16 protein-coding genes are annotated in these 21,558 nt (G+C 57.1%); 10 read left to right on the forward strand and 6 right to left on the reverse strand.

Annotation, left to right across the window (positions count from 1 at the left end; translation table 11 throughout):
• Nucleotides 1–16 precede the first annotated feature (16 nt).
• The 3 genes from glgC to glgP are packed head-to-tail and all read left to right on the forward strand — an operon-like array spanning nt 17 to nt 5,210.
• Complete coding sequence (gene glgC, locus HF679_RS20245) at nt 17–1,312, forward strand: glucose-1-phosphate adenylyltransferase (RefSeq protein ID WP_123757306.1); 1,296 nt, start codon at nt 17–19, stop codon at nt 1,310–1,312.
• Nucleotides 1,312–2,745: a glycogen synthase GlgA gene (gene glgA, locus HF679_RS20250; protein ID WP_187042337.1), complete on the forward strand. Its 1,434-nt coding sequence runs from the start codon at nt 1,312–1,314 to the stop codon at nt 2,743–2,745. The genes glgC and glgA overlap by 1 nt, the downstream gene beginning before the upstream one ends.
• Nucleotides 2,746–2,762: 17 nt before the next feature.
• Nucleotides 2,763–5,210: a glycogen phosphorylase gene (glgP, locus tag HF679_RS20255; RefSeq protein WP_123757308.1), complete on the forward strand. Its 2,448-nt coding sequence runs from the start codon at nt 2,763–2,765 to the stop codon at nt 5,208–5,210.
• Between the two features lie 98 nt (nt 5,211–5,308).
• Here glgP and glpD read toward each other — a convergent pair whose 3' ends face one another.
• The gene (glpD, locus tag HF679_RS20260; protein WP_187042338.1) at nt 5,309–6,817 is read right to left on the reverse strand and encodes a glycerol-3-phosphate dehydrogenase; all 1,509 of its coding nucleotides are present in this window, start codon (nt 6,815–6,817) and stop codon (nt 5,309–5,311) included.
• Nucleotides 6,818–7,032: 215 nt separating this feature from the next.
• Between glpD and glpE the strand changes: the two genes are divergently transcribed.
• From glpE to HF679_RS20275, 3 genes are all read left to right on the forward strand, one after another.
• Nucleotides 7,033–7,362: a thiosulfate sulfurtransferase GlpE gene (gene glpE, locus HF679_RS20265; RefSeq protein WP_123757310.1), complete on the forward strand. Its 330-nt coding sequence runs from the start codon at nt 7,033–7,035 to the stop codon at nt 7,360–7,362.
• Between the two features lie 180 nt (nt 7,363–7,542).
• A complete protein-coding gene (gene glpG, locus HF679_RS20270; RefSeq protein WP_123757311.1) occupies nt 7,543–8,373 on the forward strand; it encodes a rhomboid family intramembrane serine protease GlpG in 831 nt (276 codons plus the stop codon).
• A gap of 54 nt (nt 8,374–8,427) precedes the next feature.
• Nucleotides 8,428–9,186: a DeoR/GlpR family transcriptional regulator gene (locus HF679_RS20275; protein WP_123757312.1), complete on the forward strand. Its 759-nt coding sequence runs from the start codon at nt 8,428–8,430 to the stop codon at nt 9,184–9,186.
• A gap of 6 nt (nt 9,187–9,192) precedes the next feature.
• Here HF679_RS20275 and malT read toward each other — a convergent pair whose 3' ends face one another.
• Nucleotides 9,193–11,898: an HTH-type transcriptional regulator MalT gene (gene malT, locus HF679_RS20280; protein ID WP_123757313.1), complete on the reverse strand. Its 2,706-nt coding sequence runs from the start codon at nt 11,896–11,898 to the stop codon at nt 9,193–9,195.
• Between the two features lie 608 nt (nt 11,899–12,506).
• Between malT and malP the strand changes: the two genes are divergently transcribed.
• Nucleotides 12,507–14,897 carry a maltodextrin phosphorylase gene (gene malP, locus HF679_RS20285; protein ID WP_123757314.1) on the forward strand — a complete coding sequence of 797 codons (2,391 nt, stop codon included), beginning with the start codon at nt 12,507–12,509 and terminating at the stop codon, nt 14,895–14,897.
• A 10-nt stretch (nt 14,898–14,907) separates the two neighbouring features.
• Nucleotides 14,908–16,995, forward strand: a complete 2,088-nt coding sequence (gene malQ / locus HF679_RS20290; protein WP_187042339.1) for a 4-alpha-glucanotransferase — start codon at nt 14,908–14,910, stop codon at nt 16,993–16,995.
• A 102-nt stretch (nt 16,996–17,097) separates the two neighbouring features.
• On the opposite strand, the gene gntT is transcribed toward malQ, so the two are convergent.
• From gntT to gntX, 3 genes are all read right to left on the reverse strand, one after another.
• Complete coding sequence (gntT, locus tag HF679_RS20295; RefSeq protein ID WP_123757316.1) at nt 17,098–18,414, reverse strand: gluconate transporter; 1,317 nt, start codon at nt 18,412–18,414, stop codon at nt 17,098–17,100.
• Between the two features lie 341 nt (nt 18,415–18,755).
• Entirely contained in the window at nt 18,756–19,331 is a 576-nt protein-coding gene (gene nfuA, locus HF679_RS20300) for a Fe-S biogenesis protein NfuA (protein ID WP_123757317.1), read from the reverse strand.
• A 58-nt stretch (nt 19,332–19,389) separates the two neighbouring features.
• On the reverse strand, nt 19,390–20,064 hold the full coding sequence (gene gntX, locus HF679_RS20305) for a DNA utilization protein GntX (RefSeq protein ID WP_123757318.1): 675 nt from the start codon (nt 20,062–20,064) through the stop codon (nt 19,390–19,392).
• Nucleotides 20,065–20,101: 37 nt separating this feature from the next.
• On the opposite strand from gntX, the gene bioH reads away from it, so the two are divergent.
• On the forward strand, nt 20,102–20,884 hold the full coding sequence (bioH, locus tag HF679_RS20310; protein ID WP_123757319.1) for a pimeloyl-ACP methyl ester esterase BioH: 783 nt from the start codon (nt 20,102–20,104) through the stop codon (nt 20,882–20,884).
• A 108-nt stretch (nt 20,885–20,992) separates the two neighbouring features.
• On the forward strand, nt 20,993–21,262 hold the full coding sequence (locus HF679_RS20315) for a YdgH/BhsA/McbA-like domain containing protein (RefSeq protein WP_123757320.1): 270 nt from the start codon (nt 20,993–20,995) through the stop codon (nt 21,260–21,262).
• A gap of 55 nt (nt 21,263–21,317) precedes the next feature.
• Here HF679_RS20315 and feoC read toward each other — a convergent pair whose 3' ends face one another.
• Entirely contained in the window at nt 21,318–21,554 is a 237-nt protein-coding gene (gene feoC / locus HF679_RS20320) for a [Fe-S]-dependent transcriptional repressor FeoC (protein WP_123757388.1), read from the reverse strand.
• Nucleotides 21,555–21,558: the final 4 nt, after the last annotated feature.

The raw sequence follows: 21,558 nt of genomic DNA on the forward strand, positions 1-21,558 counted from the left end.
TAAAAAGGAGTTAATCATGGTTAGGCTTGAAAAGAATGACCCATTGATGCTGGCGCGTCAGCTGCCGATCAAAACCGTTGCGTTGATTCTGGCGGGGGGGCGCGGTACCCGGCTTAAGGACTTAACAATCAAACGTGCAAAACCGGCCGTCCATTTTGGCGGTAAGTTTCGTATCATTGACTTCGCGTTATCCAACTGTATTAACTCAGGTATTCGCCGTATCGGCGTGATCACCCAGTATCAATCCCACACGCTGGTACAACATATTCAACGTGGCTGGTCGTTCTTTAGCGAAGAGATGAACGAGTTCGTCGATTTGCTGCCGGCACAGCAGCGTGTGCATGGCGAAAACTGGTACCGCGGCACCGCGGATGCTGTGACGCAGAACCTCGATATCATCCGCCGCTATAAAGCGGAATATGTGGTGATCCTCGCCGGCGACCATATCTACAAGCAAGACTATTCCCGCATGCTGATCGACCATGTCGAAAAAGGGGCGCGCTGCACCGTTGCCTGTATGCCGGTGCCCATCGAAGAGGCATCCGCCTTCGGCGTGATGGCGGTGGATGAGAGCGACAAAATCATCGAGTTCGTCGAGAAACCGGCCAACCCGCCGGCCATGCCGAGTGATGCCACTAAATCGCTGGCCAGCATGGGGATCTATGTCTTTGATGCGGATTATCTTTATGAGCTGCTAGCGGAAGACGATAACGACGAAAATTCCAGCCACGATTTCGGCAAAGATATTATTCCTAAGATCACCGAAGCTGGCATGGCTTATGCACATCCTTTCCCACTCTCCTGCGTGCAGTCTGACCAGGATGCGGAACCGTACTGGCGTGATGTGGGAACGCTGGAGGCCTACTGGAAAGCGAACCTTGACCTGGCTTCGGTGACGCCGGAGCTGGATATGTATGACCAGAACTGGCCAATTCGCACCCATATGGAGTCTCTGCCACCGGCCAAGTTTGTGCAGGACCGTTCCGGCAGCCACGGCATGACGCTGAACTCCCTGGTGTCGGGCGGCTGTATTATCTCCGGTTCCGTGGTGGTGCAGTCGGTGCTGTTCCCGCGCGTGCGCGTGAACTCATTCTGTAACATTGATTCGTCAGTCTTATTGCCAGAAGTATGGGTGGGGCGCTCATGCCGTCTGCGCCGCTGTGTGATCGATCGCGCCTGTGTCATTCCTGAAGGGATGGTGATCGGTGAACATGCGGAAGAGGATGCGCGTCGGTTCTACCGCTCAGAGGAAGGTATCGTGCTGGTTACGCGTGATATGTTGCGGAAGTTGGGGCATAAACAGGAGCGCTAATGCAGGTCTTACACGTATGTTCGGAGATGTTTCCGCTGTTAAAAACCGGCGGCCTGGCAGATGTCCTCGGCGCGCTGCCTGCGGCACAAATCGCGGAAGGTATCGACACGCGTGTGTTGTTACCGGCCTTCCCTGATATCCGTCGTGGAGTGACCGATGCGCAGGTAGTGACGCGCCGGGATACCTTCGCGGGTCGTATGACGCTGCTGTTCGGCCATTTTAACGGCGTGGGGATCTATCTGATTGATGCCCCGCATCTCTACGACCGCCCAGGGAGCCCTTACCACGATACCCATCAGCATGCTTATACCGACAACGTGCTGCGCTTTGCCCTGCTGGGATGGGTCGGGAGTGAAATGGCCAGCGGGCTGGATCCTTTCTGGCGCCCTGATGTTGTGCACGCCCATGACTGGCATGCGGGGCTGACGCCCGCCTACCTGGCGGCACGCGGACACCCGGCGAAATCGGTCTTTACGGTACATAACCTGGCCTATCAGGGAATGTTCTACTCCTGGCACATGAATGATATCGAACTGCCCTGGTCGTTCTATAACATGCATGGCCTCGAGTTCAACGGGCAGCTCTCGTTCCTGAAAGCGGGACTCTATTATGCCGACCACATTACGGCGGTGAGCCCGACCTACGCGCGCGAGATCACCGAGCCGCAATATGCCTACGGCATGGAAGGGCTGCTGCGTCAGCGTCAGCACGAAGGGCGGCTATCGGGGATTCTTAACGGGGTAGACGACCGTATCTGGAACCCGGAAAGCGACCTGCTGCTGGCCGCGCGCTATGACCGTGACCGCCTTGAGGAGAAAGCAGAAAACAAACGTCAGCTGCAGATTGCGATGGGGCTGAAAGTCGATGACAAAGCCCCTCTGTTTGCCGTCGTCAGCCGTCTGACCAGCCAGAAAGGGCTGGATTTGGTGCTGGAAGCGCTGCCAGGCCTGCTGGAGCAGGGCGGACAGCTGGCGCTGCTGGGCGCAGGCGATCCGGTACTGCAGGAAGGTTTCCTGGCCGCGGCGGCGGAGCATCCGGGGAAAGTTGGCGTGCAGATCGGCTATCACGAGGCCTTCTCCCACCGCATTATGGGCGGCGCCGACGTGATTCTGGTTCCCAGCCGTTTTGAACCCTGCGGCTTAACGCAGCTGTATGGCCTGAAGTACGGCACGCTGCCGTTGGTCCGTCGTACCGGTGGCCTGGCGGATACCGTCACCGACAGTTCGCTGGAAAACCTCGCCGATGGCGTGGCCAGCGGTTTTGTGTTTGAAGACAGTAATGCCGTTTCGCTATTACGGGCCATTCGACGCGCCTTCGTGCTGTGGTCGCGCCCGTCGCTGTGGCGTTACGTGCAACGCCAGGCGATGAATATGGATTTTAGCTGGCAGGTTGCCGCGAACTCCTATCGCGAACTTTATCAACGCTTGATGTAACCACAGGAGTCATTGCGATGAATGTACCCTTTAGCTATGCATCACCCACGCTGAGCGTTGAGGCGTTAAAGCACTCTATTGCCTACAAGCTGATGTTTATCATCGGCAAAGATCCGGCTATCGCCAATAAACATGAGTGGCTCAACGCCACCCTGTTTGCCGTCCGTGACCGGATGGTTGAGCGCTGGTTACGCTCCAATCGCGCGCAGCTTTCTCAGGAAGTTCGCCAGGTTTACTACCTGTCGATGGAGTTCCTGATCGGTCGTACCCTCTCTAACGCGTTGTTGTCACTGGGCATCTACGAGGATGTGAACAATGCGCTGGAGGAGATGGGGCTCAATCTGGAAGAGCTGATTGATGAAGAGAACGACCCGGGCCTCGGCAATGGTGGCCTGGGGCGCCTGGCGGCCTGTTTCCTCGACTCTCTGGCGGCCTTAGGTCTGCCGGGGCGGGGCTACGGTATCCGTTATGACTACGGGATGTTTAAGCAAAACATCGTGGACGGGCGGCAGAAAGAGTCCCCCGACTACTGGCTGGAATACGGCAACCCGTGGGAATTTGAACGCCACAATACCCGTTACAAAGTGCGTTTTGGCGGGCGCATTCAGCAGGAAGGTAAACAATCCCGCTGGGTAGAAACCGAAGAGATCCTCGCGGAAGCCTACGACCAGATTATCCCGGGCTTCGACACCGACGCCACCAACACTTTGCGGCTGTGGAGCGCGCAGGCCAGCAGCGAGATCAACCTCGGTAAATTTAACCAGGGCGACTACTTTGCTGCGGTGGAAGATAAAAACCACTCGGAAAACGTCTCCCGGGTGCTGTACCCGGACGACTCGACCTATTCCGGACGCGAGCTGCGCTTACGTCAGGAGTATTTCCTGGTGTCCGCCACGGTGCAGGATATTCTCAGCCGGCACTATCAGCTGCATAAAACCTACGCCAACCTGGCGGCGAAGATTGCGATTCACCTCAACGATACCCACCCGGTGCTGTCGATTCCGGAGCTGATGCGCCTGTTGATTGACGAGCACAAATTCAGCTGGGATGAGGCTTTTGAAGTCACCTGCCAGGTGTTCTCCTACACCAACCATACCCTGATGAGCGAAGCGCTGGAGACCTGGCCTGTCGATATGCTGGGGAAAATCCTGCCGCGACATCTGCAGATTATCTTCGAGATCAACGACTACTTCCTGAAGACGCTTCAGGAGCAGTACCCCAGCGATACCGTGCTGCTGAGCCGGACGTCGATCATCGATGAATCTAACGGTCGCCAGGTGCGTATGGCGTGGCTGGCGGTGGTGATTAGCCATAAAGTGAACGGCGTTTCCGAGCTGCACTCGCGGCTGATGGTAGAGTCTCTGTTTGCCGACTTCGCGAAAATCTTCCCGATGCGCTTCACCAACGTCACCAACGGCGTGACGCCGCGACGCTGGCTGGCGCTGGCGAACCCGCCGTTATCGAAGGTGCTGGATGAGCATATTGGCCGCACCTGGCGTACCGATCTGAGCCAGCTGAAAGAGCTGGAGCAGCATATCGACTACCCGACGGTGAACCTCGCCGTGCGTCAGGCGAAGCTGGAGAACAAGCAGCGGCTGGCGAACTACATTGCCCAGCATCTGAACGTGGTGGTGAACCCGAAAGCGCTGTTTGATGTGCAAATCAAGCGTATCCACGAGTACAAGCGCCAGCTGATGAACGTGCTGCACGTGATTGCGCGCTACAACCGCATCAAGGCCGATCCTGACGCCGAGTGGGTGCCGCGTGTGAATGTCTTTGCCGGGAAAGCCGCATCGGCCTACTACATGGCGAAGCACATCATTCATCTTATTAACGACGTGGCGGCGGTGGTGAACAACGACCCGCAGATTGGCGATAAGCTGAAAGTGGTGTTTATCCCGAACTACAGCGTCAGCCTCGCGCAGGTGATCATTCCGGCAGCCGATCTTTCCGAACAGATCTCGCTGGCGGGAACCGAAGCCTCCGGGACCAGTAATATGAAATTCGCCCTGAACGGCGCGTTGACTATCGGAACCCTGGACGGCGCCAACGTCGAGATGCAGGAGCACGTCGGAGAGGAGAATATCTTTATCTTCGGCAATACCGCAGAACAGGTGGAGGCGCTGCGTCGGAGTGGTTATAAGCCGCGGGAGTTCTACGAGCAGGATCCGGAACTGCATCAGGCGCTGACGCAAATCGGCACCGGTGTGTTCAGTCCTTCAGAGCCGGGGCGCTATCGTGACCTGCTGGATTCGCTGATTAACTTTGGCGACCACTATCAGGTGCTGGCGGATTACCGCAGCTACGTGGATTGCCAGGATAAAGTCGATGAGCTGTATCGTCATCCGGAAGAGTGGACCATGAAAGCGATGCTCAATATCGCCAATATGGGCTATTTCTCCTCTGACCGTACGATTCAGGAGTATGCCGAGCATATCTGGCATATCGACCCCGTCCGGCTGTAGCCGCTAGTGCACTAAAACATCCGGGGCAGGTTGGTCCTAATGCTGGTCACCTAAGGTGACCAGCATTTTTTTGGCTTATTGCGGGTCCGGTCAGTCGCTTAAGAGGCCAGCGACAGCTCAGACTTTCCCGCGTGCTGCGCCAGCCAGGTCTCAATCTGCGCCTGCTGTCCGGCGTTCAGCCACATCCCTTGTTTCGTCCGACGCCAGATGGCATCGTCAAGGCTGCGTACCCATTCATGCTCCACCAGGTATTTCAGCTCAGCTTCATAAAACTCATGACCAAAGTCTTCCCCCAGATCGCTCAGCGAGGTCGCTCCTGAGAGGATCAGCTCGCTGTTGCTGCCGTAGGTGCGGGCATAATGGCGCGCCATGGATTCGCTGATAAAGGCGAAGCGGCGGCGGAGTTTCGCCGCGTAATCGTCCCGGTCACCGCCGATATCGCCGCCGGGTAACACGGCGGTTTTGGTCCACGCCGGGCCGATCCCTTTGTAGTAGGGCGTCAGTTTTTCCAGCGCGTGTTCGGCCAGCTTGCGATAGGTGGTCAGCTTGCCGCCAAACACCGACAGCAGCGGCGCCTGGCCATTTTCGTCATGGATATCAAGGGTGTAATCGCGGGTGATGGCCTGCGGTGAATCCGATTCGTCATCACACAGCGGACGGACGCCGGAGTAGGTCCAGACGATATCGTCGCGCGACAGCGTCTTCTTGAAGTGGGCGTTGTAGGCCTTCAGCAGATAGTTAATCTCGTTGTCATCGATCGCCACTTTTTGCGGATCGCCGTTGTACTCCACGTCGGTGGTGCCGATGATCGAGAACTCATCCATCCACGGGATGACGAAGACAATACGTTTATCTTCGTTTTGCAGAATGTAGGCCTGCTTCTGGGTATGCACCCGCGGCACCACGATGTGGCTGCCTTTGATCAGACGGATGCCGTACGGCGAACGTAGCTGCATGCCATCGTCAAAGAACTGTTTGACCCACGGGCCGGTCGCGTTGACCAGTCCCCGGGCCTGCCAGGTAAATTTCTCGCCGGTATCGATATCCTGGGCTTCCACAATCCACAGACCGTTTTCGCGTTTCGCCGAGATAGCCCGGGTACGGGTACGGACCTCGCCGCCTTTGCGTTCCACCATCTGTGCGTTAGCCAGTACCAGTCGCGCATCGTCGACCCAGCAGTCGGAATATTCGAAACCGCGCAAAATTTCAGGTTTAAGTACTGATTCTGCGCCAAATCGCAACCCGGTTGAGCCGGGTAAACTGGTGCGTTTGCCGAGGTGATCGTACATAAACAGACCTACCCGGATCATCCAGGCCGGACGCAGGTGCGGGCGATGGGGCAGGCGAAAACGCATCGGGAAGGCCAGATGCGGCGCCATTTTTAGCAGCACTTCGCGCTCGGCCAGCGCTTCGCTGACCAGGCGGAATTCGTAGTGTTCAAGGTAGCGCAGCCCGCCGTGAATCAGCTTTGAGCTGGCGCTGGAGGTGGCGCAGGCGAGATCGCGTGCTTCCAGCATCAGGACGGATAAACCACGCCCGGCGGCGTCTGCCGCGATACCGGCACCGTTGATGCCTCCCCCTATCACAATCAGATCTTTGGTTTCCACGTTCGCTACCTCTGGCACTTTCGTTTAAGCTCACAAATGTTCGATATCGCTCAATATAGCAAACAAACGCGCCTTTGGTAACATCAAAAAAACATTTCAGAGTGATGCATGTAACATATTGGTGTTTAATTGCCGTCTGACGGTAAACTAAGCAGTAGAATCATGGCCGGTTACCGCCCGTAAAAACCCCCTGCTATATATAGAGAACAGAGCACATGGACCACTTTGAATGTATCAACGTAGAAGAAGCGCACCAGAAACTGCATCAGGCGATGGCGGTGCTGGTGGATATTCGCGACCCGCAGAGCTTTGCGATGGGGCACACGCCGGGCGCGTTTCATCTGACCAACGATACGCTGGGCGCGTTTATGCGTGATAACGATGTTGAAACCGCGGTGATGGTGATGTGCTACCACGGCAACAGCAGCAAAGGCGCCGCGCAGTATCTGCTGCAGCAGGGCTATGACAAGGTCTACAGTGTGGATGGCGGTTTCGATGCGTGGCATCGCCACTTCCCGGCGGAAGTGGAGCATGGCGCGCTGTAAGCGTCTGTATCCTGGCCAGCCGTCGGCTGGTCGATGCCGTTGGGCACTCTCTTGCCGCCTGATGCCGTCTCAGGGCCATTAGCGCGACGGCCCGGTGGCGTCCGCGGCGTACATCTCCTGCAACTCGACGGGTTTAGTGTATATACTAGCCCCCTTTGTGTGGAATAAGCGACCCGCTGTATGTTAATGATTACCTCTTTTGCTAACCCGCGTGTGGCCCAGGCGTTTGTCGACTACATGGCGACGCAGGGCATTATCCTGACCATTCAGCAGCATGAGCAGAGCGATGTCTGGCTGGCTGATGAGAGCCAGGCCGGGCGGGTGCAGACTGAACTGGCTCGCTTTCTGGAAAACCCGGCCGACCCGCGCTATCTGGCGGCCAGCTGGCAATCCGGGCACACCAACAGCGGCCTGCGCTACCAGCGCTTTCCCTTTTTCGCCACCCTGCGTCGTAACGCCGGTCCCTTTACGTGGGCGGTGCTGATCGCCTGTATTCTGGTCTTTGTGCTGCAAAACATTATCGGCGACCAGCCGGTGATGCTGCTGCTGGCCTGGCCGTATGACCCGTCGCTGAAATTTGAGGCCTGGCGCTACTTTAGCCATGCTTTCATGCACTTCTCGCTGATGCATATTCTGTTTAACCTGCTATGGTGGTGGTACCTCGGCGGCGCGGTGGAAAAGCGTATTGGCACCGGCAAGCTGGTGGTCATTACCGTGATTAGCGCCCTGTTGAGCGGGTTTATCCAGCATCAATATAGCGGCCCCTGGTTTGGCGGTTTGTCCGGCGTAGTCTATGCGCTGATGGGCTATGTCTGGCTGCGGGGCGAGCGGGATCCGCAAAGCGGCGTCTATTTACAGCGCGGCCTGATCCTCTTCTCATTAGTATGGTTAGTGGCTGGATGGTTTGATGTTTTTGGCATGTCGATCGCCAACGGCGCGCACGTGGCTGGGTTGTTGACCGGGCTGGCGATGGCGTTTGTCGATACGCAGCATGTGCGAAAGCGAACATAGAGCCTCTTCACCGGGCTCTCTGTGAAGTGAGTCTTATAATCCCAGGGATATTTCATGAAACAAACACAACGTCATGACGCGATTATCGAGCTGGTAAAAAAACAGGGATATGTCAGTACGGAAGAGCTGGTCGAGCAGTTTGCCGTCAGCCCGCAGACCATTCGTCGTGACCTGAATGACCTCGCTGAACAGAAGATGATCCTGCGTCATCACGGCGGCGCGGCGCTGCCGTCGAGTTCAGTGAACACCTCGTGGCATGACCGAAAAGCCACCCAGACGCAGGAAAAAGAGCGCATCGCCCGCAAGGTGGCGAGCCAAATCCCTGACGGCGCCACGCTGTTTATCGATATCGGCACCACCCCGGAAGCCGTCGCGCACGCGCTGCTGGAGCATAACGATCTGCGTATCGTCACCAATAACCTCAACGTCGCCACCACGCTGATGGTGAAAGAGGACTTCCGCATTATTCTGGCCGGTGGCGAACTGCGCAGCCGCGACGGAGGCATTATTGGCGAAGCGACGCTGGATTTTATCTCCCAGTTCCGCCTTGATTTCGGCATTCTCGGCATCAGTGGCGTCGACAGCGATGGTTCACTGCTGGAGTTCGATTACCATGAGGTGCGGACCAAGCGCGCGATCATTGAAAACTCGCGCCATGTGATGCTGGTGGTGGATCACTCGAAGTTTGGCCGTAACGCGATGGTGAATATGGGCAGCATCAGCATGGTCGATGCAGTCTACACCGATGTGATGCCGCCGGCAGGAGTGCTGAAGGTGATTAGCGAGAATAACGTTCAGCTGGAACTGTGCTAAACGGCGTCAGACGCCGTATCCCATCATTTTAAGCAACCGCTGGGCATGCTGAACGGCATCCTGGCGGTGTGCGACTCCCAGCTTCTGATACAGATTACGAATATGGGTTTTGATCGTCGTGGCCGCTACATCCAGCTCGCCAGCGATCTGCTCGTTGCTGTAGCCGGAGTAGATAAGCCCTAATACCTGCCATTCGCGTTGCGTCAGCGGGCTGGTGCGGATCAGTTCCGGAACTTCCGGGTGGCTCAGCAGCCGCTCGACAAAGCCTTCATCAAAGTGGGCAAACTTATGGCGATGGTGCTGGTTAATATCGCGCAGGATGCGCTGGGCGCGGTGCTGCTCAAGCTCCGGCAGCGTATTTAACTGAATAAGCTGACGCAGCTGCTGCGCCATGGCTTCGCCTTCAATCACAAAGTGGTTGATAAACCCGGTACGGTTGGCGAGGGCCAGCGCTTCAAGCAACACTTTTTGCGCTTCGCCTTTGCGCCCCGCCTGCCAGTAAAGCTGATTGAGCAGCAGCAGGTTGCGGTTGATATCGCTCATCAGGCGCAGCGAACGCGCGTTGTCGTTTAACTCTTCCAGTACCATTTCCGCCGAGTCGAAATCGCCCAGCAGGATCTGCGCCCGGGCAATGTTGCGCCACTGGCTCTGCAGGAAGTGGTTATTGGCAAATTCTGGTTTTGGCGTCTGGCGCAGCCAGTTGGCCGCCGCGGCTTTGTCGCCGACCATCTGCCAGTAGATCACCCGGACCTTGTCGGCGTTCGATACCCAGTCGCTATGGTAGTGACCGTTGCCGAGCAGGTTTTCCAGACGGTTGAGATGGCTGCGGGCGTTATCCAGGTCACCACGCGCCAGCGAGCACTGGACCATCAAGGCCAGACATTGCAGCTGCTGTTGCGGCTGATAGGTCGCGAGGACTTCCATCCCGCTGCGAGCTGAGACTTCAGCTTCGTCCAGACGCGCCCATGCCCACAGCAGCTGCGCGCGAATACGCAGCAGGAACTCATGCATCGGTAGCTGTTCGAGATGCTGCTCCCGGATCAGCTGGAAGGCTTTCTCCTGAACTTCCCACGCGGCCTGCAGGAAGCCCTGAGCAAACAGAATTTCACTTTGCTGGATCATGCTCCACAGCGCGTAGTGCCAGATATCATGGCGACGGGCCATCTGCTCCGTTTGCTGCATGACCGCCAGCGATTTGCTAAGCAGGCCTTTGCAATGCAGCACTTCACCGTGCACCGAAGTGGCGACGATGCGGCTGTAATAGCTGGCCAGCGGCAGCTCGTCGAGGGCGACCATTGCCAGCCGCTCAGCCTCTTCCTGATCGCCGGCGTTAATCGCCACCTGCGCGCGCAGGGCGTTGAAATCGCCGTGCATGGCGGTATCCAGCTTAATATCCATCTCCTGCTCGGCCCGGGCCAGCAGAGTATTGACTTCGCTGTAGCGGTGCTGGCTTTGCATCAGCCAGGCCTGCAACAGAATCAGGCGCGGATTTTCCAGCAGGCTTGACCACGGCAGCGCCGCCAGTGACTGCTCAAGCAGCCCCAGCTCGCTGTGGTTAAACATGCCCCAGGCGTGATTGAGCAGGATATCGCGCAGCATTTTCGCGTCGCCAGCCGCCAGTGCATGATGGATAGCTTCGCTCGGGAAGCCGAGCGCCATCCAGCCTTCCGCGGCGGAGCGGTGAATTTCAGGGAGTTCGGTTGCCAGTTCCCACTGGCAGCGCTGTCGCAGGAAGTTGCCGAACAGAGGGTGATAGCGGAACCATTCACCGGAATCGTCCATCCGCTGCATGAACAGACCCTGACGTTCGATCTCCTCCAGCTGCATCTGGCCGTTATCTTCCCCGGTTACGCGCACGATAAGCGCATCGTTCATTGAACGTAGCAGCGAGCTTTTCAGCAGCACATTGCGCGTGCGGGCATCAACATTATCCAGCACTTCATCCACCAGGTAATCGGACAGGTGGCTGGCGTTAATGCCGGCCAGACGTCGGGCGGAGTGGTGGGCGGAGGAGTTGTTCTGGCGCGCCGAGAGGGCAATCAGCTGCAGTGCGGTTGCCCAGCCGGCGACATCGTCACACAGCCGGCGGCTGTCTTCTGCTTCAATCGGTGACGTCAGGCGACAGTCGAAAAATTGTTTGGCTTCCTGATGGGTAAACGCCAGCTGTTGGCTGCCGATCTCCAGCAGTTGATCGCGGACCCGCAGGTTGGCAATGCCAAGCTGCGGCAGGTTACGCGAGAGCACCACCAGGGTCATATTTTCGGGTTGGTGGCGCAGGAAGAAGCGCATCGCATCATGAATCACCGGGTTGTTGATCAGATGATAGTCATCGATGATCAGGTACAGCGGATGCTGCCAGCTGGCAAGTTCAATAAACAGCTGCGCGAAGAGCGAGGGGAGGCTGGCGTACTGGCGCTTCTGCACCATTGCCTCGCTGGCGGCGCAGTGCCCACCGGTAGCCTGCTGAACGGAGGCGATCAGATAACTGGCAAAACGTTCCTGTTGGTTGTCGCCTTCATCAAGCGAGAACCACCCAAGTTCTTTTTTCCCCGCCGCCCACTGTGAGATGAGCGTGGTCTTGCCATAGCCTGCCGGGCTGGTGACCAACACGAGACGGTAATTGTTCGCGCCGGAAAGTTTCGCCAGTAATCGCTCGCGAACCACAGTGTGTTCAAGGCGGACTGGACGACCTAATTTAGACGGAATCAACATAGTTAATCATTTCGCTGTGCAAGAGAGGTTTGCGATTTTTTTTGCGCTTCGTAATTAATGACTATTAAGGTCGGCGATTATGAAAGTTATTGCAAGTTATGTCCGAATTTTATGCTCTTGAATTTGCACCAGGTCACAAATTCCTCATTAAATCACTCGCATGGTAAAACCGGTACCAGTGGGCGTGGAGCCTGGGTTTGATCGCACTTTCAGCGGCGATGAAATGAATTTCACTGCATTTTCTTGTAGTTGCATGTTTTTATTAAATTAATGTCAGCAAATTCTTAGAAATAAGCGTTTTGACGTATTGAGCGTCCCGGAGAGGATTATTTTTACACAATGTTTATTTTTATTTGGTGATAATTGCGCAAGGGTATTGGGTTGAGCACCATGTTTCGCCCTGTAACAGATTTTGTCCCTCTATCGCCCCCCGGCGTGGTGATTTATTCAGCAAATTTTTCTCAGAGAGCTACCGTTATAGTGGCCACGATCACACTTTTCGCTCATCCCTGCTGCTCCTCCCTGCCTAATCCCCATCGGGATGAGGACGTTGTTGCAGGAGGTCGGCACACTAACGCCAACGTTTTAGTAAAGGACCCGGATTTCTTATGTCACAGACTTCTTTTAATAAAGATCAGTTTCAGGCTGCACTGACCCGTCAGTGGCAGCATCTTGGCTTACAGTCCGCTTCTGAGATGACGCAGCGTCAGTGGTGGCACGCCGTGAGCGGCGCGCTGGCCGAGCTGTTATCGGCTCAGCCGATCGCGAAACCAGCGAAAGGACAGCGCCACGTCAACTACATCTCGATGGAGTTTTTGATTGGCCGCCTGACCGGTAACAACCTGCTGAACCTCGGCTGGTATCAAGGGGTGAGCGATGAGCTGAAAGCGCACGACATCCACCTGACCGACCTGCTGGAAGAAGAGATCGATCCGGGACTGGGTAACGGCGGCCTGGGCCGTCTGGCAGCCTGTTTCCTCGACTCCATGGCGACCGTAGGCCAGTCGGCAACCGGCTATGGCCTCAATTATCAATACGGTCTGTTCCGCCAGTCTTTCAACGATGGCCAGCAGATTGAAGCGCCGGATGACTGGGGGCGTAGTCGCTACCCATGGTTCCGCCATAACGAACAGCTGGACGTACAGGTCGGGCTGGGCGGCAAGGTGAGCAAGAGCGGTGCCTGGCAGCCGGCGTTTGTGATTACCGGTGAAGCCTGGGATCTGCCGGTACTGGGCTATCGCAATAACGTCGCGCAGCCGCTGCGTTTATGGCAGGCGACCCACGCGCATCCGTTTAACCTGACCAAATTTAACGACGGCGATTTCCTGCGTGCTGAACAGCAGGGTATCGACGCGGCCAAACTGACTAAAGTGCTCTACCCGAACGACAACCACCAGGCAGGGAAAAAGCTGCGTCTGATGCAGCAGTACTTCCAGTGCGCCTGTTCGGTTGCCGATATTCTGCGTCGTCATCATCTGGCAGGCCGCAAGCTGGCCGAGCTGGCGGATTACGAAGTGATCCAGCTCAACGACACGCACCCGACGATTGCCATCCCTGAGCTGCTGCGCGTGCTGATCGATGAGCACCAGTTGAGCTGGGACGATGCATGGGCTATTACCAGCAAAACCTTCGCCTATACCAACCACACGCTGATGCCTGAAGCGCTGGAGTGCTGGGACGAGAAGCTGGTCAAAGCGCTGCTGCCGCGCCACATGCAGATCATTAACGAGATCAACAAACAGTTTAAAACCCTGGTTGAGAAAACCTGGCCGGGCGATAAGCAGGTATGGGCGAAACTGGCGGTGGTGCATGACAAGCAGGTTCGGATGGCGAACATGTGCGTGGTCAGCGGCTTCGCGGTGAACGGCGTGGCGGCACTGCACTCCGATCTGGTGGTGAAGGATCTGTTCCCGGAATATCACCAGCTGTGGCCGAACAAATTCCATAACGTCACCAACGGCATCACGCCGCGCCGCTGGATTAAACAGTGCAACCCGGCTCTGGCCGCGCTGCTGGATAAGACGCTGAAGAAAGAGTGGGCCAACGACCTCGATCAGCTGATTAATCTCGAGAAATATGCCGATGATGCGGCGTTCCGTAAAACGTATCGTGACATCAAGCTGGCGAACAAAGTCCGTCTGGCAGAGTTCGTTAAGCTGCGTACCGGTATCGAGATTAACCCGCAGGCGATTTTCGATATCCAGATCAAGCGTCTGCACGAGTACAAACGTCAGCACCTCAACCTGCTGAACATCCTGGCGCAGTACAAAGAAATTCGTGAAAACCCGCAGGCAGACCGTGTACCGCGCGTATTCCTGTTTGGCGCGAAAGCGGCACCGGGCTACTACCTGGCGAAGAACATCATTTTCGCTATCAACAAGGTAGCGGAAGCGGTAAATAACGACCCGCTGGTGGGCGATAAGCTGAAAGTGGTGTTCCTGCCGGATTATTGTGTCTCCGCGGCGGAAATGCTGATCCCAGCGGCGGATATCTCTGAGCAGATCTCCACGGCAGGTAAAGAAGCCTCCGGTACCGGCAACATGAAGCTGGCGCTGAACGGCGCATTGACCGTCGGCACCCTGGACGGCGCGAACGTTGAAATCGCTGAACAGGTCGGCGAGGAAAACATCTTTATCTTCGGTAACACCGTCGAAGAAGTGAAAGCGCTGAAGGCGAAAGGCTATGACCCGCTGAAATGGCGTAAGAAAGACAAGCTGCTGGATGCGGTGCTGAAAGAGCTGGAAAGCGGTAAGTACAGCGATGGCGATAAACACGCCTTCGACCAGATGCTGCACAGCCTGCTGAAAGGCGGCGACCCGTACCTGGTGCTGGCTGACTTCGAAGCCTATGTGGCGGCGCAGAAGCAGGTGGATGAATTGTACCGTGACCAGGAAGCCTGGACGCGCGCGACCATTCTGAATACCGCGCGTTGCGGTATGTTCAGCTCCGACCGCTCTATCCGCGATTATCAACAACGTATCTGGCAGGCAAAACGCTAAGGACGGGCCTATGGAGACTCAACGCCTTGATAACGCCGCGCTGGCGGCAGGGATAAGCCCTGACTACATCAATGCGCATGGTAAGCCGCAGTCTATTGCTGCGGCGACGAAAAAGCGTCTGCTTGATGCGATGCATCGGACCACGGCTGCCACGAAAGTGGCGGTCGATCCCCTGCCGGCGGTGAAGGTATTCACCCACGGGAAAAAAATGTCGCTGCCGGTTGCCGGCAGCGGTGAATACCAGTGGATCCTCACCACCGAAGAGGGGAAGCAGTATCAGGGCAAGGTTAGCGGCGGCGATACGCTGCCGCTGCCGGTGAAACTCCCGGAAGGCTATCACTCGCTGACGCTCACCCAGGAGGGAGAGCGTTGGCACTGTCGGGCAATTGTCGCGCCCGTACGTTGCTATGAACCTCAGGCGCTGAAAGAGGGCCAAAAGTTGTGGGGCGCCTGCGTGCAGCTCTACACCCTGCGCTCAGAGAACAACTGGGGCGTGGGCGACTTTGGCGATTTACGCGCAATGCTGCCGCAAATTGCTCAGCGCGGCGGGGCGTTTATCGGTCTTAACCCGATTCATGCGCTCTACCCGGCAAACCCGGAAAGCGCCAGCCCTTACAGCCCGTCTTCGCGGCGCTGGCTGAACGTTATCTATATCGACGTCAATGCGGTCGATGATTTTCGTCTGAACAAAGAAGCCCAGGCCTGGTGGCACTCGGCAGATACACAGCAGGCCTTACAGGCGGCGCGTCAGACTGAAGATGTGGATTACACCGCGGTCACCGCGTTGAAAATGACCGCATTGCGTATGGCCTGGCAGCGTTTTTCTGGCCGCAACGATGAGGCCATGACGGCGTTTCGTCAGTTCGTGCTGCGCGAAGGCGAAAGCCTGTACTGGCAGGCGGCGTTTGATGCGCTGCATGCCTGGCAGGTTCAGCAGGACCCGCTGCGCTGGGGCTGGCCGGCGTGGCCAAAAGCCTACCAGGACATCACCAGCCTGGAAGTGAAAGCCTTCTGCACTGAACATGCTGATGAGGTGAGTTTCTACCTCTGGCTGCAGTGGCTGGCCTGGTCACAGTTTGCCGACTGCTGGCAGACCAGCCAGCGCGATGCAATGCCGATTGGCCTGTACCGCGATCTGGCGGTCGGCGTGGCGGAAGGGGGATCGGAAACCTGGTGTGACCGTGAACTGTACTGCCTGAAAGCCTCCGTTGGTGCACCGCCGGACATTCTTGGCCCGCTGGGACAGAACTGGGGCCTGCCGCCGATGGATCCGCATATCATCGTCTCCCGGGCGTATGAGCCGTTTATCGAACTGCTGCGGGCCAACATGCAAAACTGCGGCGCGCTGCGTATCGATCACGTGATGTCGGTCCTGCGTCTGTGGTGGATCCCGTACGGCGAAACCGCCGACCACGGGGCCTATGTGCAGTATCCGGTGGATGATCTGCTGTCGATTCTGGCGCTGGAGAGTCAACGTCAGCGCTGCATGGTGATCGGCGAAGATCTCGGTACCGTGCCGGTAGAGATTGTTGGCAAGCTGCGTAAGAGCGGCGTTTATTCCTACAAAGTGCTCTATTTCGAAAATGACCACGAGAAGACTTTCCGCGCGCCGCAGACGTATCCGGTGCAATCAATGGCGGTGGCAACAACGCATGACCTGCCGACGCTGCGCGGCTACTGGGAAAGCGGAGATCTGACGCTGGGTAAATCGTTAGGCCTGTATCCGGATGAAGTGGTACTGCGCGGTCTGTATCAGGATCGCGAGCTGGCGAAGCAGGGGCTGCTGGACGCCCTGCATCAATACGGCTGCCTGCCAAAACGCGCCGGGCATCACGCCTCGCTGATGGCGATGAGCTCGACCCTGAATCGCGGGATGCAGCGTTATATTGCCGACAGCAACAGCGCGTTGCTGGGGTTACAGCCGGAAGACTGGCTGGAGATGGCCTCCCCGGTCAATATTCCGGGCACCAGCACCGAGTATCCGAACTGGCGGCGCAAGCTGTCGGTGACCCTTGAGCAGATGTTTGCCGATGAACGGGTGAATAAGCTGATTAAGGATCTGGATAAGCGCCGTAAAGCCGTGGCGAAGAAACGTTAGTTCTGTCGTTTACCCGACAGCACTTGTATGCCGGGTTACGCCACAATAAAAAGGCCGGGTCGCAGCAAGCGGACCCGGCCTTTTTTTATCACGGTGCCTGAGTTACACCACCATCCCCAGCAGCAGACAGCCCACCAGGCCGCATACTGAAATAATGGTTTCCAGCATCGACCAGGACTTGATGGTCTCACCGATGGTCAGGTTGAAGTACTCCTTAAACAGCCAGAAGCCTGGGTCGTTAACGTGAGAGAAGATCACGCTGCCTGAGCCTACGGCGATAACCATCAGTTCCGGGCTGACGCCGGTGGTGGCGATCAGCGGAGCCGCAATGCCCCCCGCGGTAATGGCCGCAACGGTCGCCGAACCCAGTGCAATACGCAGCACGGCGGCAATGGACCAGGCCATAAACAGCGGAGACATGTTGGATTCATGCATGATAGAGGCGATGTATTTATCCATGCCGCTATCTACCAGCACTTGTTTGAAGGCGCCGCCGCCGCCGATGATCAGCAGCATCATGGCGATGATTTTAATCGATGAGGTCAGCGTCTCGTTGATCTGATCCATCGAACGGCCGCGGTTCAGACCGAAGGTGAACAGAGCGATTAAGACCGCGATCAGCGTTGCCATCACCGGGTCGCCAAAGAATTCCGCAACCGGCAGGAAGGCGTGACCTTTTGGCAGCACCATTTCCGCCACGGCGCGCATCGCCATCAGCACCACCGGGACCAGCGAGGTCCAGACGCTGACGCCGAAGCCCGGCATCTCTTCTTCGGTGAAGGTTTTCGGGTTATGCAGGCCTTCCGGAATCGGTTTATCGATGTTCTTCAGGCAGCGGGCATACACCGGACCGGCCAGAATCACGGTCGGAATAGCCAGCAGCGTACCGTACAGTAAGGTTTTACCCATGTCGGCATGGAAGATGGTGGCGATCGCCGTCGGACCCGGGTGCGGAGGCAGGAAACCGTGGGTAACGGAGAGCGCGGCCGCCATCGGGACACCGACATACAGCAGCGGGATACGAGCAGACGCGGCGATGGTAAAGACCAGCGGCAGCATCAGCACAAAGCCCACTTCATAGAACAGGGCGAAGCCGACGGTAAAACCAGTCAGTACCACTGCCCACTGAATGTGCTTTTTGCCAAATTTGGCGATAAGGGTCGTGGCGATACGCTGGGCGCCACCACAATCCGCCAGCAGCTTACCGAGCATGGCGCCAAAGCCCATGATCAGCGCAAGACTGCCGAGGGTGCCTCCCACGCCGTTTTTAATGGATACGATGACTTTATCCAGCGGCATACCCTGCATCAGTCCGACGGCGAGAGCCACCAGAACCAGCGCGATAAATCCGTTCATTTTGAAGCGGATCATCAGCAGTAATAACAGGGCAACCCCGATAGCAACGATGACTAATGGCATAATTTACCTGGCCTTTCATTTGTTATGGGTAACGTCAAATTTCAATCTCTTTTCGCTTGCTCCCGCGAGGGTGGTAAGCGGTGCGGCGCCATAAAATCGACTATCACTCCTGTAATAAAGGATAGCTGGCTATTTTTATAGCAGCGGTGCCTGAAACAGATGATACGGGTAACATACGCAGGTTGAGAATCACCTGGCGGGGGTAAATTTTAAATATGAGACTTAAGTCATACTCTTTTCCGGGTTTTAGCCGGATAGCGTAGCGGGAAATGCTGTGCGGGGGCGTCAGAAAAGCAGCCCGGCAGGTGAAACACCGCCGGGCATGAGGCAGCAGGGGAGGCTTAGTAGTAGGAGTGCTCGCCGCGCTGGTGTTCGGTCAGATCGCGCACGCCTTTCAGTTCCGGGAACTCGTTCAGCAGCTGCTTCTCGATCCCTTCTTTCAGGGTCACATCGACCATGGAGCAGCCGTTACATCCGCCGCCGAACTGCAGGATCGCCAGGCCGTCTTCGGTGATTTCCATCAGCGTGACGCGCCCGCCATGGCCGGCCAGCTGCGGGTTAATCTGCGATTGCAGCATGTACTCCACGCGCTCCATCAGCGGTGCGTCGTCGGAGACTTTACGCATCTTGGCGTTCGGCGCCTTCAGCGTCAGCTGAGAACCCAGCTGATCGGTTACGAAGTCAATTTCAGCGTCATCGAGGTACGGCGCGCTGAGTTCGTCGACATAGGCGGTCAGTTGCTCAAACTTCAGCGCCGTGTCGGTGGCTTCCACCGCATCCGGTGGGCAGTAGGAAACGCCGCACTCAGCGTTAGGGGTGCCGGGATTGATCACAAATACGCGAATTTGTGTCCCTTCTTCCTGATTGACCAGCAGTTTGGCAAAGTGCGCTTGTGCAGCATCGGAAATACGGATCATAGCGTTGGCCTAATAGTTGACTATTTTACTGGGTTATAATACGCCCATCAGCAGGGGTCTACAAGGTACGGCATATACACCATACCTGAACCGTCGCGGCGCCGTTTCGCAAAAGCAGGCGGGATATCTCGGCGACGGTGCTTCCGGTTGTGACGACATCATCCACAATGGCGATATGGTGACCCTGAACCGGGATTTCAAGCTGAAAGGCATTTTTCAGGTTACGCCGGCGCAATCGGGCGGAGAGTTGATGCTGGGTTGCGGTACGCCGGTGGCGGCGCAGAGCGTCGTGATGCCAGGCGCAGTGCATCCAGCGCGCCAGCGGGCGACAGAGCAGGTCGCTTTGATTGAAACCCCGCCGCCAGTGGCGCCGCTGCCAGAGCGGGACGCTGACGAGCCGGTCCGGCCGGGGTAATTCCGCGCTCTGGCGCAGGCGTAACAGCAGCAGGCGCGCCAGCGCCGGGGCCAGTTCCGGGCGCGCGGTAAACTTCAGCTGATGCACCAGACGACTCAGCGGTGGCCGGTAGTCATTGACCGCCACCAGCCGTTGCCACGGCGGCGGTTTTTGCACGCAGCGTCCGCAGGGCAGCAGGCCAGTGATGGCCGGCAGTCCACACTGCGGGCACAGCGGTTGCGGGTGCAGTAATGCACTGGTGCAGCGCGAACAGATCCCCCATCCGCTGAGCGCCAGCGGCATTTGGCATAGCCAGCATAAGCTGTGTGCTGTTAGCATATTTCACCTCATAGTGATGGAAAGAGAACAGTAACTGATGAACGACATCTGGTGGCAAACCACGGGCGAAGGAAATTGTCATCTTGTGCTGCTGCACGGCTGGGGGCTGAATGCCGGAGTATGGGATGGCGTCGTGTCGGAACTGGCCTCGCATTTTACGCTGCATCTGGTCGATCTGCCGGGTTATGGCCGCAGTCGCGGTTTTGGCGCGCTGTCGCTGGACGCCATGGCGCAGCTGGTAGCAGAAAAAGCGCCTGAAAAGGCGGTCTGGCTGGGCTGGAGCCTTGGCGGGCTGGTGGCCAGCCAGGTGGCGTTGCAGCATCCTGAGCGGGTGCTGGGGCTGGTGACCGTTGCCTCTTCCCCCTGTTTTGGCGCCGATGGCGACTGGCCGGGTATCAAGGCGGAGGTGTTGAGCGGCTTCCAGCAGCAGCTGAGCGAGGATTTTCAGCGCACCGTTGAGCGTTTTCTGGCACTGCAGACCATGGGTACCGAAAGCGCGCGTCAGGACGCCCGGGCGTTGAAAAGCACGGTCCTGTCGCTGCCGATGCCCTCCACTGATGTATTGAACGGTGGCCTGGAGATCCTCAAAACCACGGACCTGCGCCTGCCGCTGGCGGCGTTAACCATGCCGTTTATCAGACTGTATGGCCGACTGGATGGCCTGGTGCCGCGCAAAATTGTGCCCCTGCTGGACGCCTTATGGCCGCAGAGCGAATCTATCGTCTTTGATAAAGCCGCCCATGCGCCGTTTATCTCGCACCCGCAGGCGTTTTGCCAACCGCTGGTGGCGCTGAATAACCGCCTGAGCAATTATTTGTAGCCGGCTGTGGCAAAAATCCCGGTCAACGCAATACTTAGGTTGTCGCGGAGAAGGTGAATTTCAGTCATCACCGCGTCCTATAAAAACAACCTGATGGAGAGTTAGGCTATGAAACTTATTACGGGTATTGCTGCATCTCTGGTTATTGGATCCCTGTCTTTTGGCGTTTTTGCGGCGAAAGAGATTCAAAAAGATGAAGTTGCATCGATGAATTTGACGAAAGTCGGAAGCATTACCACCTCTAAAACGACATCTCCGATGGATGCAAAACGCGATCTGTCGAAGAAAGCGGATGAGCTGGGCGGCAAGTATTTTGTGGTTATTGCCGGTGAGAAAAACGAGAAAACCGTGCACGCTAACGCCGACGTCTACAAATAAGCAAAAAGCGGGTCTCAGGACCCGCTTCGCTTTGTTCTTCGCGCCGTCATGGCGCTCAGCGCAGTGCCCACCACTCCCGCAAACAGGCGTTGCCCTCCGGGCAGCTTTTGCAGCTACCGGACAAGCAGCTGTCTTTGTCTTCCTTGATGCGCACGACTTTTCCCATGGCCTCCAGGCGACTCAGCATGGCGTCAACCAGCGGCTGCGGCGCATGGAGACGAGCGCTGAGCTGCGTCGCCTCCATCCGTCCCTGCAGGGCCAGCATATCGCGGACTTCAATCAGTGACGCCATCATG

This window comes from Enterobacter sp. JUb54 (genome assembly GCF_014298075.1).
In the GTDB taxonomy this organism is placed as follows: domain Bacteria; phylum Pseudomonadota; class Gammaproteobacteria; order Enterobacterales; family Enterobacteriaceae; genus Klebsiella; species Klebsiella lignicola.